The organism is Mucilaginibacter pankratovii (assembly GCF_014773265.1).
Lineage (GTDB): Bacteria > Bacteroidota > Bacteroidia > Sphingobacteriales > Sphingobacteriaceae > Mucilaginibacter > Mucilaginibacter pankratovii.
In genome coordinates, this window is record NZ_JACWMY010000010.1 from 280,810 (window position 1) to 292,662 (window position 11,853).

General features: G+C 45.5%; 13 protein-coding genes and 3 tRNA genes. 13 read left to right on the forward strand and 3 right to left on the reverse strand.

Annotation, left to right across the window (positions count from 1 at the left end; genetic code table 11):
- Nucleotides 1-79: 79 nt before the first annotated feature.
- From IDJ77_RS19700 to IDJ77_RS19710, 3 genes are all read left to right on the forward strand, one after another.
- Nucleotides 80-787, forward strand: coding sequence for an LOG family protein (locus IDJ77_RS19700; RefSeq protein WP_191190701.1), 708 nt, complete (start codon nucleotides 80-82; stop codon nucleotides 785-787).
- A 102-nt stretch (nucleotides 788-889) separates the two neighbouring features.
- Complete coding sequence (locus IDJ77_RS19705) at nucleotides 890-2,152, forward strand: TCR/Tet family MFS transporter (RefSeq protein WP_191190702.1); 1,263 nt, start codon at nucleotides 890-892, stop codon at nucleotides 2,150-2,152.
- Between the two features lie 51 nt (nucleotides 2,153-2,203).
- Nucleotides 2,204-3,475, forward strand: coding sequence for a TCR/Tet family MFS transporter (locus tag IDJ77_RS19710; RefSeq protein ID WP_191190703.1), 1,272 nt, complete (start codon nucleotides 2,204-2,206; stop codon nucleotides 3,473-3,475).
- On the opposite strand, the gene IDJ77_RS19715 is transcribed toward IDJ77_RS19710, so the two are convergent.
- Together IDJ77_RS19715 and IDJ77_RS19720 are read right to left on the reverse strand one after the other, a co-directional pair.
- Nucleotides 3,459-4,052 carry a DUF502 domain-containing protein gene (locus IDJ77_RS19715; RefSeq protein ID WP_191190704.1) on the reverse strand — a complete coding sequence of 198 codons (594 nt, stop codon included), beginning with the start codon at nucleotides 4,050-4,052 and terminating at the stop codon, nucleotides 3,459-3,461. The two genes, IDJ77_RS19710 and IDJ77_RS19715, sit on opposite strands and share 17 nt — an antisense overlap.
- A gap of 14 nt (nucleotides 4,053-4,066) precedes the next feature.
- A complete protein-coding gene (locus tag IDJ77_RS19720; RefSeq protein WP_191190705.1) occupies nucleotides 4,067-6,529 on the reverse strand; it encodes a bifunctional UDP-N-acetylmuramoyl-tripeptide:D-alanyl-D-alanine ligase/alanine racemase in 2,463 nt (820 codons plus the stop codon).
- A 57-nt stretch (nucleotides 6,530-6,586) separates the two neighbouring features.
- Between IDJ77_RS19720 and IDJ77_RS19725 the strand changes: the two genes are divergently transcribed.
- The 9 genes from IDJ77_RS19725 (at nucleotide 6,587) to IDJ77_RS19765 (ending at nucleotide 10,974) form a co-directional block, all read left to right on the forward strand.
- Nucleotides 6,587-7,069 carry a regulatory protein RecX gene (locus tag IDJ77_RS19725; protein ID WP_191190706.1) on the forward strand — a complete coding sequence of 161 codons (483 nt, stop codon included), beginning with the start codon at nucleotides 6,587-6,589 and terminating at the stop codon, nucleotides 7,067-7,069.
- A 122-nt stretch (nucleotides 7,070-7,191) separates the two neighbouring features.
- A tRNA-Gly gene (locus tag IDJ77_RS19730) sits at nucleotides 7,192-7,264 on the forward strand.
- 93 nt (nucleotides 7,265-7,357) lie between these two features.
- Nucleotides 7,358-7,442, forward strand: a tRNA-Leu gene (locus IDJ77_RS19735).
- A 50-nt stretch (nucleotides 7,443-7,492) separates the two neighbouring features.
- Nucleotides 7,493-7,568 (forward strand) — tRNA-Gly (locus tag IDJ77_RS19740).
- A gap of 99 nt (nucleotides 7,569-7,667) precedes the next feature.
- The gene (locus tag IDJ77_RS19745) at nucleotides 7,668-8,045 is read left to right on the forward strand and encodes a hypothetical protein (protein WP_191190707.1); all 378 of its coding nucleotides are present in this window, start codon (nucleotides 7,668-7,670) and stop codon (nucleotides 8,043-8,045) included.
- Between the two features lie 101 nt (nucleotides 8,046-8,146).
- Nucleotides 8,147-8,719, forward strand: a complete 573-nt coding sequence (locus IDJ77_RS19750; RefSeq protein ID WP_191190708.1) for a peptidylprolyl isomerase — start codon at nucleotides 8,147-8,149, stop codon at nucleotides 8,717-8,719.
- A 17-nt stretch (nucleotides 8,720-8,736) separates the two neighbouring features.
- Nucleotides 8,737-9,135, forward strand: a complete 399-nt coding sequence (locus IDJ77_RS19755) for a hypothetical protein (RefSeq protein WP_191190709.1) — start codon at nucleotides 8,737-8,739, stop codon at nucleotides 9,133-9,135.
- Nucleotides 9,136-9,328: 193 nt separating this feature from the next.
- Nucleotides 9,329-9,559, forward strand: a complete 231-nt coding sequence (locus IDJ77_RS19760) for a hypothetical protein (protein WP_191190710.1) — start codon at nucleotides 9,329-9,331, stop codon at nucleotides 9,557-9,559.
- A 71-nt stretch (nucleotides 9,560-9,630) separates the two neighbouring features.
- A complete protein-coding gene (locus tag IDJ77_RS19765) occupies nucleotides 9,631-10,974 on the forward strand; it encodes an FAD-binding protein (protein WP_191190711.1) in 1,344 nt (447 codons plus the stop codon).
- Nucleotides 10,975-11,009: 35 nt separating this feature from the next.
- Here IDJ77_RS19765 and IDJ77_RS19770 read toward each other — a convergent pair whose 3' ends face one another.
- Nucleotides 11,010-11,246, reverse strand: a complete 237-nt coding sequence (locus IDJ77_RS19770) for a hypothetical protein (protein ID WP_191190712.1) — start codon at nucleotides 11,244-11,246, stop codon at nucleotides 11,010-11,012.
- Nucleotides 11,247-11,432: 186 nt separating this feature from the next.
- Here IDJ77_RS19770 and IDJ77_RS19775 point away from each other — a divergent pair, with 186 nt between their 5' ends.
- Nucleotides 11,433-11,717 carry a sensor histidine kinase gene (locus tag IDJ77_RS19775; protein ID WP_317174362.1) on the forward strand — a complete coding sequence of 95 codons (285 nt, stop codon included), beginning with the start codon at nucleotides 11,433-11,435 and terminating at the stop codon, nucleotides 11,715-11,717.
- The last annotated feature ends 136 nt before the right edge of the window (nucleotides 11,718-11,853 follow it).

Here is an 11,853-nt window from a genome sequence, read left to right on the forward strand (position 1 = left end):
AACTTTCGAACTTTCCAAAAATTTTGGAGGGTAGCTTTTGGATATTAATAAATGTTTCCCTTCGTATTAAAATACAGTTATGACAAGTGAGGATAAAATAAGACAAGCGTTTGAGAACAAGAACTGGCAGGAGATAAAGGTTACCGATTCCTGGCAGATATTTAAGATAATGGCCGAGTTTGTAGACGGATTTGAGAAGCTGGCAAAAATAGGCCCCTGCGTATCCATCTTCGGTTCGGCACGTACCAAAAACGATAACAAATTTTACAAACTGGCAGAAGATACCGCCCGCCTGTTAACCGAGCGCGGTTACGGCGTCATCTCCGGCGGTGGCCCGGGTATTATGGAGGCGGCCAACAAAGGCGCTTACGAAGCCGGCGGTAAATCGGTAGGGTTAAACATCGAGTTGCCTTTTGAGCAGTTCCATAACCGTTATATCGATAGGGATAAGATTCTGGAGTTTGATTACTTCTTTATCCGCAAGGTAATGTTTATGAAGTACTCGCAGGGCTTCATCATCCTGCCCGGCGGCTTTGGTACTATGGACGAATCTTTTGAGGCGATAACCCTCATACAAACCGGTAAGATAGCCCGTTTCCCCATTGTTTTTGTGGGTAAGGATTACTGGGGCGGCCTGTTTAAATGGGTTGAAGAACGCATGCTGGATGAAGAGCACAACATCAGCAAAGACGACCTGAACCTTTACCGTGTGGTTGATACTGCCGAAGAAGCGGCCGAGCACATCTTCCGTTTTTATGATAAATATGTACTTAAACCGAATTTTTAAGCGGAAACACACACACAGAATTAAAAGCGATGCGGTTTACTCCCCATCGCTTTTTTTATACCTTTTTAAGGATGTTTTAAATTTTAATCACATCTTTACGGTATGGACGCTTCTGCCCAAACCAAAAAACCTGCAGCCTTAGGCTTTATATTTGTTACGCTGCTTATTGATATCACCGGCTTTGGTATCATCATCCCGGTATTTCCAAAATTGATAGAGAACCTCATCCACGGCGACCTTAGTGCTGCCGCGCAATGGAGTGGCTGGCTATTGTTTGCTTATTCGGTAATGCAATTCCTGTTTGCGCCGGTTTTGGGTAACCTTAGCGACAAATACGGCCGTCGTCCTGTATTATTGGGCTCTCTGCTTGGTTTCGCTATCGATTATGCTTTCCTGGCATTCGCCCCTACTATTTGGTGGTTATTTGTGGGCCGTATCATCGCGGGTATAACCGGCGCAAGTTTCACCACTGCTTCGGCATATATAGCAGACGTTAGTCCGCCCGAAAAACGTGCGCAAAACTTTGGTATTATCGGCGCGGCCTTTGGGCTTGGCTTTATAATTGGCCCGGTATTGGGTGGTGTATTGGGTCAATACAGCACCAAACTACCCTTCCTTACCGCGGGCGCATTGGCATTGATCAATGCCGCTTATGGTTACTTTGTACTTCCCGAATCGTTAGATAAGGCGCACCGCCGCCCATTTGAATGGCGCCGCGCAAACCCCGTGGGCTCTTTAATGCAATTAAAAAAATATCCTGCAGTAAGCGGGCTTATCGCATCGCTTATACTGATATACCTTGCAGCGCACGCCGTGCAAAGCACCTGGACCTTCTTTACCATGCAGCGTTTTCAATGGACAGAATCCATTGTGGGTTTGTCGCTGGGTTTGGTTGGCGTGCTGTCAGGTTTGGTGCAGGGCTTGCTCATCAGGGCAACCATCCCGTATTTTGGGCAAAAGAAAAGTATTATTTACGGCTTGCTGCTCTACACTTTGGGCTTGTTCTTGTTTGCGTTTGCGGGCCAAAGCTGGATGATGTTTGCCATTTTGGTGATATACTGCCTTGGTGGTATAGCCGGGCCCGCCTTACAGGGCCTTATCAGCGGGCAAATACCGCCAAACGAGCAGGGCGAATTACAGGGCGGCCTTACCAGTTTAATGAGCGTGACCTCTATCTTCGGGCCAATTATGATGACTAACCTGTTCTCTTTTTTTACAGGTAAAACGGCACCTGTCCATTTCCCGGGCGCGGCATTTCTGGCGGGTGCGCTATTAATGCTGTTGAGTACTATTTTAGCCATTTTGAGCTTTAAACGAGCGCGCGAAAGTAAAAATGCTGTGCCAATTGAGGTTGCGGCACACTAATTATCAATATCAATGAAACTTTCAGCAGTTTATCTGTTCTAAGCAATATACATGGCAGATATACAGGAGAAGCCGAAAAAACGGCATGGTGCATTGGGGTTTATCTTTGTTACGGTTCTGATCGATACCATGGGCCTTGGTATCATTATCCCTATACTCCCTACTCTTTTAGAGCAATTGGGCCATGTTGGCGTTAGTATGGCCAGCCAGTACAGCGGTTGGCTTACCTTTACCTATGCCACTATGCAGTTTGTGTGCGCCCCTATACTGGGCAATCTGAGCGACCGCTACGGGCGCCGCCCGGTATTACTGATATCTCTCTTCGGTTTTGGTATCGATTACCTTTTCATGGGCTTCGCGCCAACCATATTTTGGTTGTTTATCGGGCGTTTTATAGCCGGCGTAGCGGGCGCCAGTACCACTACGGCTTCGGCGTATATCTCAGACGTAAGCACGGGCGATAAACGGGCCGCCAATTTCGGGCTAATAGGCGCTGCTACAGGGCTGGGTTTTATTTTAGGAATTGGCCTCGGTGGCTTTTTAGGCGGTGTATTCATCAGGCTGCCGTTTTTTGTTGCAGCCGGGCTGGCCTTTATTAATGCTATCTACGGTTACTTTGTACTTCCCGAATCGCTCCATCTGAAAAACCGCCGCAGGTTCGAAATAAAACGTGCTAACCCTATCGGTTCTTTATTGGGTTTAAGGCACCATTCGCTGGCAGTAAGTACACTCATCACGGCTTATACCATTGTATACATTGGCCAAAAAGCGGTAGAAGGTGTTTTGCCGTTTTACGTGGTGGAGAAATTCAAATGGTCGGAAAGCAGCATTGGCGCATTGGGGATCTTCCTGGGCTTACTTATTGTTGGCGTGCAGGGGGGGCTGGTGAGGTGGACGATCCCGAAGTTCGGCTTGAGGAAAAACATCCTGGCGGGTATCGCCCTTTATGGAATTGGGCTGGCCCTCATATCGTTTAATAATACGCCGTGGCTGATGTATGTAGTAATGATACCCTATTGTATGGGCGGCATTGGCGGCACAGCGCTTCAGGGTTTTATTTCCGAACACGTATCGGCAAAAGAGCAAGGCGAGCTACAGGGCGCTTTAACCAGTTTAGTGAGCGTTACCACTATTATTGGCCCGCTGATGATGACCACCATATTCCACCACTTTACCACAAACGAATCGAAGATCTATTTCCCGGGAGCACCGTTTTTATTGGGAGCGATACTGATGGGGATCGCCATTATATTAACCATCAGGAGTTTTAAAAAGAAAGACCCTAAGCTATTAACGCAACAGGCCACTATTCCAGCCCGCTAACACCACCGGATATCACAAACTTCATTATTTCGGCAGCGCTCTTATCTATAGGCGTTACTTTAGCGGCGGATATGATAACCACCTGCCCTGCAAATGAGTACGACCATGGAAAATATACAGCTACTTCTCCGGGCAGACCTATCGAAGACATGTCCTTACGTACCATAAAGCCTATTTTCTTTAGTCCAAATTCGTTCACCTCTACTAATACGGGTTCGTTGAATTTCTTCTCATCGCCAACAAATGCTTCGGTAAGGTCTTTTATAGAGGAGTACAGGAATTTGAATATGGGCAAGCGGTTGAGCCAGCGCCTGAACCAGTTTTTTATCGGGTCGGTTATAACATTTGTAACCAGTATGCCGGCTATAAAAATGATGACGAACACATTGAGGATTCCCAAACCCGGGATGTAAATAGGTTTGCCGTTTTTGTCAACCCATAGGTGGGCACTCAGGTTAAGCGCGTTATCCAACGTTGATACCGCCCAGAATATCAAAAAGAATGCAGCGCCAAGCGGCACTACGATTAGTAAGCCTTTTATAAAGTAATTTAACAGGGCACCAAATAACCTTTTCATGCGGCAAATATACGCTATTCGTAAAAGTACACCCTTTTTACCCGTTGCGAAATATTTGTTAATATTTCATACGGAATGGTACCTATCTGTGCAGCAAGCTGTTCTATCCGTTGCTGCTCGTTAAAAACGATCACCTCATCCCCCTCGCGTACGCCGGGTACGTCGGTAATATCCAGCATACACATATCCATAGATACATTGCCAACGGTTGGCACCAGCACGCCGTTCACCAGCATCCGGCCCACGCCATTGCCAAAAGCGCGTAAATAGCCATCGGCATAACCTATGCGTACCGTGGCTATTACGCCATCATCTTTGAGGCTGCCGTTGCGGTTGTAGCCAATGGTATCATTAGCAAGCACTTTTTTCACCTGCGATACGGTGGTTTTCAGCGTGGCCACGGGTTTTAAGCCGGCATCATCTGCGGGCACCGCCGCGTCTACACCGTACAAGCCAATACCCAGCCTCACCATATCATACTGCGCGGTAGGCCAGCGGCTTATGCCCGATGTATTACTGATGTGCTTTATCACGGTGTAGCCTACAGCTTCCTCTATCTGCGCGTAGGCTTTCTGAAATATGCCTATTTGCTTTAGTGTGAACAGGTCATGCTGCTCGTTATCGCTGGCCACCAGGTGCGAGAATACCGATTTCACCTTTACATATTTATTGATCTCCAGCAGATCGCAAAGGGTCTCTACCTCGTACTCCTCAAAACCCAGCCGGTGCATACCCGTATCTATTTTTATGTGGATGGGGTAATTAGTAATTTCGTTCTCTTGCGCATATTTTACAAACTCATCCAGCAAGGTAAAACTGTAGATCTCGGGCTCCAGCTTATAAATGGTTAGCTTATCATAAGCCAAAGGCTCGGGGTTTAATACTACAATGGGCAGGGTGATGCCACCTTCGCGAAGCGCGATACCTTCGTCGGTATAAGCTACCGCGAGGTAATCTACCTTATTATATTGCAGCATATTAGCCACTTCGAAGGTGCCGCTGCCGTACGAGAATGCCTTCACCATGGCCATTACCTTAACCCCCGGGTTTAGCTTAGCTTTATAAAAATTGAGGTTGCTCAGCAGCGTATTCAGGTTTATCTCCAGCACCGTTTCGTGCGCTTTTTGGCCCAGCACACGGCTTATCCGCTCAAATTCAAAACTGCGCGAACCTTTGATCAGAATGGTTTCCTCGCGGAAGTGCAGTTTGCCAATATCTTGTAGCAACGCCGCCGTATCGGGGTAAAAATGAGTTTCGGGGATGGTAAAGTATTCCTTATGTTGGTTCAAATCGGCACCAACACCAATAAAGCGCTCTATTCTTTTGTCTTTGATGAGTTGCGCCACCTGCTTGTACAGGGCATCCTGCTGCAAGCCCGATTGGTAGATATCCGACAGTATCACCGTTTTTTTATAATGCTGGTTCTGCTGCCCCAAAAAGTTGAGCGCTATCTCCAGCGACTGGATATCGGAATTGTACGAATCATCTATAATAGAGCAATCGTTTACGCCGTGCTTCAGCTCCAGGCGCATACTTACGGCGCTCAGGCGCTCTATCCTGTCATCGGCATCGGCAGGGCTGTACCCCATAGCCAGCATGGTTGCCCAGCAAACAATGGCATTCTCTATCGATGCATCATCTCTAAAGGGGATAAGGCATTCTACCTCTTTTTCTTTGTAGATGGCCCGCAGGTAATATTTATCAGATATGGCGGTTTCGCTGAAAACATACAGGTTGGCAAGCTTAAACTTCCGGCTCCAGGTAAAGCATTCGATATCGCTTAGCGCATCTTTATAGTTTAGCAACACCTCGTAATTATATACCAGCTGTTTGCAATTTTTAAACAGCTTTAATTTTTCTTTCAGTTTGGCCTCCGGCGATTCAAAGCCTTCATCGTGCGCAGTGCCCATATGTGTAAGGATGCCAATTGAGGGGCTGATCATCGCCTCCAGCTTCTCCATTTCGCCGGAGGTAGAGATTCCCGCTTCAAAAATACCGAGGTTGTGCCCAGCGTTTATCTGCCATACCGAAAGTGGGACCCCTATCTGCGAGTTATAGCTTTTGGGGTTGCGCACGATATTTTTCTCGGGGCAGAACAATTGATACAGCCACTCCTTAACAATAGTTTTGCCGTTGCTGCCCGTAATGCCTATCACCTGCAGGCTAAACTGGTTGCGGTGATGTGTGGCGAGCGCCTGCAGCGCAGTCAGCACATCGGCCACTACCAGGAAATTGGCATCGGCCATGGTTACTTCCGGCCGCTGCTTTACTACAAAGCTGCGAACGCCGGCTGTATAGGCGTCGGCAATAAACTCGTGCCCGTTGCGCCTGTCGCTCAATGCAAAAAACAGCGAGGCCGGGGGATTGGTGATGCGTCGGCTATCGGTGAGCAAAACACTAACGGGGCTATCGGTCACCACATCTCCGCCGGCATTTATGATGCCTTTTACTTCGCTTACCAAATAAGTGTTTTGCATGTTACGAATTTGCTTATATTTCTACGAATACAAGAATTTTAACGAATTTTGGTTTTGATGGACAGCCCTAAAAAAGTAAAAATTACCGACCAGGCCGTGGGGCTTAAAAAAGCCGAGCACTATTGCGCCTACCAGGAGCGCTCGCAGCAGGAGGTGCGCGATAAACTGTACGAATGGGGCTTGTATACGGCTGCCATAGAAAACATTATCATCCAATTAATTGAGGGAAATTATTTAAACGAGGAGCGCTTTGCCAATGCTTATGTACGCGGCAAATTTAACCAGAAAAGCTGGGGCCGCATTAAGATAAAACAGGGGCTTAAACAAAAAAATGTATCGCCGGTGCTGATAAAAAAGGCGCTGCAAACCATCGATCTTAGCGACTATATGGCCGCGCTAACCCGACTAATAGAGAAAAAAGCAAACACCGTAACCGAAAAGAATACAGCTAAACGCAACTATAAACTGCAGCAGTACGCTTTAAGCCGCGGTTTTGAACCGGAGCTAAGCTCGGAGGTTTTGAAAAACAGCGAGTTATAAAAAACTTAAAAAAAAGTTCATTTTTTCCTTGCAGAACCTTCAATTCTGTCTATATTTGCACTCCCGCAAACGAGATAGGCAAAGGGGTACACCGAAGCCAAAGTTTAAAAGGAAATACCAATGCGAAAGTAGCTCAGTTGGTAGAGCACGACCTTGCCAAGGTCGGGGTCGCGAGTTCGAATCTCGTCTTTCGCTCAATCCCTTCCGTTAAAAAGAAGGGATTTATTTTTGAAGGTTCTTACTAATATTTGTTGGTTTTATAACTAACTTAGATTCAGAAGATCATTCGCTCAGATGGTGGAACTGGTAGACACGCAGGACTTAAAATCCTGTTCCCGTAAACGGAGTGCGGGTTCGATTCCCGCTCTGAGTACAAAAAACCGATGCATGCCCGTATCGGTTTTTTGATTTATGAAGACCAACGCGAAAGTAGCTCAGTTGGTAGAGCACGACCTTGCCAAGGTCGGGGTCGCGAGTTCGAATCTCGTCTTTCGCTCCAGATGCCTTCCCGTTTCGGGGAGGCATTTTTTTTAGGCTGAAAGAATACTAAATGTTATTTCCTTAAGAATTGATAAATTGAACCCAAAATATCAAACGTTTGGAAGAGATTAAACAAGGAAAGAACTCCTTAATAACACTTTGCGCAATTGCGATAAGTTTGAGTGTTTTTATTGTAGTGGTGTATAACTACAACATTGGCAACGATAGGCTGGTGCCACAGGTGTTCCGTTTGCTTTTTAGTGCCTGCCTTATGGTATTCACTATCGAGAAAAGCAGGGTGGCTAAGTGGATATTGCTTTTTACATTCGTATATTCCTCTTTAGAGTTCATTAAAGATTTTCGAAAATATACGTTCGACCATTGGTTTTCATGGCTGTTATTTTTAATAGCGGTTTATAACGTGTTTTTTGTTGTATACCTGTTGTCTTCAAAAAAAATCAACCTTTATTTGAACGATAAGCATAACGCCCAATAATCCGTCACTATATATTTTGCTTGCCTTGTACGCTACAAATCTTTCGTGTTTGGTTGCCTAAAAAATCATTATCTTCCGTGATATTTCCCCTCAACACCTGCATGAAAAAAGTTCTCGCCTTCTGTTTCCTTATGGCAGTAGTTTCAGTAACCTTTGCCCAATCCCCCATTCATTGTCTCATTAAAACTTCGCTGGGCGATATCGCCATCGAGCTTTACGCCGATAAGGCACCCGTAACGGTAGCCAATTTTATGCGCTATGCCGACAAGAACGCCTATCAGGGCAGCAGCTTCTTCAGGGTATGTACGCCGGCTAACGAAGCCGGACGGAAAGTAAAAATACAAGTAATACAGGGCGGTAACGTTCCCGACAGCATGATGCTGGACAGTATAAAAATAGAAACCACTAAGCAAACGGGTCTGCTTCACAAAAACGGCATGCTTTCTATGGCTCGCAGCGGCCCAAATTCTGCCACAAGCGAATTTTTTATCTGTATTGGCAACCAGCCGGCTTTAGATTACGGCGGCGCCCGCAATCCCGATGGGCAAGGCTTCGCGGCTTTTGGCAGGGTGACCCGGGGCATGGACGTGGTGAAAAAGATCCAGGCACAAAAAGACACGGGGCAGTATTTGCTGAAGCCGGTGAAGATCTACCGTATAAAAAGATTTGAGTAACACTGCAGAGTTAAAAAATGAATAACCAGGAACCTGAATTGAGATTTGCCACCAGAGCGGCAACACAATCGATAATCGATAAGTTTAAGTGGCCTTTCGAAGAAGGAATGCAGGATTGGCCACTGGAAGTTTCGGACGAAATAGATTTGGCCTTTTGCATTCAGGAGTACCCCAAGTTAGTTGATGAGGACGAAAAATTTCTATTAATGCACGGCATGCTTTTCGCTTTAGACGAAACACAAGGCGAGCCTTTTGCGCAATGCAGCTATCAAATTTCTGAATTTTTAAAAGCAGATTTTGATATTCACAAGTATACAATATATTACTGGGCGTGTTTTAAAGATAATATAGCAGACGGATTTGCGATTTCCCCAATGGCACGAAACGTTTGGGAAATTCAATATAAAAAGCGCTGACTGTACCTATTCAGATTATCCCCCCCAGCGAGTTCTTACTCATATTTAACGCCCTGTTGGTAGGCGCAATGGCGCTTATCTTCTTTTCTGTTGCCGAAACATCAAAAATCAAAGTAAGCAGCTTCCAACATGGGTGTTATTTATTTTATCGGTTGTTAACATAATTATTAATGGTGTTGCACTCTCTGCCATTTTGTTAAGAATAACCGAAGGGGGCTTCACGCCAAACAGGGCTGCGGTACTGGGCGGAAACATCCTGTTCTTAATAAACCTTCTATTGGTTACCGCGCAGCTCTATAAAGTAGTTTCAAAAAAAGGCGAGGTATCGGGCGTAGGTAAGGTTATAGCCGCCTACCTGTCTGTTTATTTTATTTGGGCAATTATTGTGACCTTTATATTCCCGCTGATATTTGGGTTTAAGTAACAAGCGGTTAGGTTCTTCTTTTTTAATAAACTTTACCGCTATATTGCATCAACCAATTACCTGATGCTTTTATGAAAAGAAAAACCTTTATCCAATTGGGTACCACCATGGCAGCAACTTCCGTACTTTCACCTTTAACTTCCTGGGGGCAGGGCCCCGGCTTGCATAACTGGGCCGGGAATGTTACTTACAGCACAGGTAATGTGCAATATCCAAAATCGGTAGCCGAAGTACAGGCGATCGTGAAAAAGCATCCCAAGCTAAAAACCCTGGGGACCCGACACTGCTTTAACACCATTGCTGATAGTAAGGACGACCTCCTCTCTACCCGCGACCTAAATAAAGTAGTGTCTATCGACCAAAAAGCTAAGACAGTAACTGTTGAGGCGGGCATCAAATATGGTGAACTTGCCCCCTACCTGCACCAGCAGGGATTTGCGCTGCATAACCTTGCTTCGTTGCCGCATATTTCGGTTGGTGGATCCATCACTACCGCTACACATGGCTCGGGTGTTAAAAATGGCAACCTGGCCAGTTCGGTAAGCGGGCTGGAGGTGGTAATTGCGGATGGTTCGGTGGTGCACTTTTCAAAACACACCAATCAGGAACAGCTTAATTCGGTAGTGGTTGGGCTCGGCGCTATAGGTGTTATTACCAAGGTTACGCTGGATATAGTCCCCACCTTTATGGTGCGCCAACGCGTGTTTACAAACATGCCCCTCGCACAGGTAAAGCACAACTTTGAGAAAATTGTATCGGCCGGTTACAGCGTGAGTTTATTTACCGATTGGCAGAACGATATAGTAAGCGAGGTTTGGATAAAAAGCCGCATGGATGAAAAAGACCATACCGAAGCTGAGTTTTACGGTGCCAAAGCAGCTACTAAAAACCGGCACCCCGTAATTGCACAATCGGCAGAAAAGTGTACCGACCAGATGGGCGTGCCGGGCGTTTGGTACGAGCGACTGCCGCATTTTAAAATGGGCTTTACGCCCAGTACCGGCAAAGAATTGCAATCAGAGTATTTTATCCCCTTTAAGCATGCTGTTGAGGCCATTACAGCAATTGCACGATTAGGAAAACAGATAGGTCCGCATTTGTTTATTACCGAGATCCGCACCATAGCAGCCGACAATTTATGGATGAGCCCTTGCCATAACCAAACATCCATAACTATACACTTTACCTGGAAACCCGAAACGGAAGCCGTACTAAAGCTATTGCCCATCATCGAAAGAGAGTTGGCACCTTACAATGCGAGGCCACATTGGGGCAAAATATTTACCATAGCGCCAAACTTCCTTGCTTCGCGATACGAAAAGTTATCAGAGTTTAAAAAGACGGTAGCGCTATACGATCCGAAAGGCAAGTTCAGAAACGCATTCCTCAACAAAAATATTTACGGAATAATATAATAACAAGGCCCGTGTGTTATCACAGGCCTTGTTATTTAAAACGCTATAGTGCGCCGGTAAATGATCTTATCAATAGTACTGCCGATAGCGGTTAATAGGTGCGCCTCCAAAAAGTCTTCATTACGTTGCATCCACTCGCTCCCTACTTTGTACAGCATGGCTACTTTTCCGTCTTTAAATTTCACGTTCCATACATGCCACGATTTAAAATATGCGCTGGTTATCTCTACTAAATGTGCCTTCCCGTCTGCCAGTTTAATTTTGTAATCCATAGTGATGTTGCGTTAAAGTTAATGTATTCCAGAATGCTATAAATACGCTGAATAAGCCGCGTTATTGTGTTTTTACAAAGTAAAATTAAAATGCTTCTTCTAATCAGATCGCTATCAGCAATTTCGTTAATAAAAAAGGAAAAAAATTACCAACTGATATAATCTGCTTGTTTTAACAAATAAATAATACGGGTATACTTATCGAAATGCACTTTAAACCGGGCCGTTAAACGCCATAAAAACACCGTCCTTATCTCCGTGGCCGATAACGGCATAGGCATCCCCGATAAAGATAAGGATAGTGTTTTTGATATGTTTACCTCCGCCAAAAAAACCGGCACCCAGGGCGAGCAGCCCTTTGGCCTGGGCTTATCTATCTCCAAAAAAATAATTGAGGCGCACGGCTGTAGCATTTGGTTTGACAGTGCGCCCGACCAAGGCACGGTGTTTTATGTGGAGTTGCCGGTGTAACCAAACAAAAAAACACCATGTCATTGCTGTAAGGGTTTAGTAATTCGATGACAGATTAGCGGTTTTAATTTTTGTTGTTTAGGGTGCACATTTCAATAGGTTTTTTACCATTAATACCTTGATGAGGCCTTTCCCA

Excerpts from the sequence above, each read along its gene's own strand:
- IDJ77_RS19725 (WP_191190706.1), top strand. The coding sequence starts at position 6,587 with ATGGACAGCCCTAAAAAAGTAAAAATTACCGACCAGGCCGTGGGGCTT.
- IDJ77_RS19720 (WP_191190705.1), bottom strand. The coding sequence starts at position 6,529 with ATGCAAAACACTTATTTGGTAAGCGAAGTAAAAGGCATCATAAATGCC.
- IDJ77_RS19700 (WP_191190701.1), top strand. The coding sequence starts at position 80 with ATGACAAGTGAGGATAAAATAAGACAAGCGTTTGAGAACAAGAACTGG.
- IDJ77_RS19710 (WP_191190703.1), top strand. The coding sequence starts at position 2,204 with ATGGCAGATATACAGGAGAAGCCGAAAAAACGGCATGGTGCATTGGGG.
- IDJ77_RS19715 (WP_191190704.1), bottom strand. The coding sequence starts at position 4,052 with ATGAAAAGGTTATTTGGTGCCCTGTTAAATTACTTTATAAAAGGCTTA.
- IDJ77_RS19750 (WP_191190708.1), top strand. The coding sequence starts at position 8,147 with ATGAAAAAAGTTCTCGCCTTCTGTTTCCTTATGGCAGTAGTTTCAGTA.
- IDJ77_RS19765 (WP_191190711.1), top strand. The coding sequence starts at position 9,631 with ATGAAAAGAAAAACCTTTATCCAATTGGGTACCACCATGGCAGCAACT.
- IDJ77_RS19755 (WP_191190709.1), top strand. The coding sequence starts at position 8,737 with ATGAATAACCAGGAACCTGAATTGAGATTTGCCACCAGAGCGGCAACA.
- IDJ77_RS19705 (WP_191190702.1), top strand. The coding sequence starts at position 890 with ATGGACGCTTCTGCCCAAACCAAAAAACCTGCAGCCTTAGGCTTTATA.
- IDJ77_RS19770 (WP_191190712.1), bottom strand. The coding sequence starts at position 11,246 with ATGGATTACAAAATTAAACTGGCAGACGGGAAGGCACATTTAGTAGAG.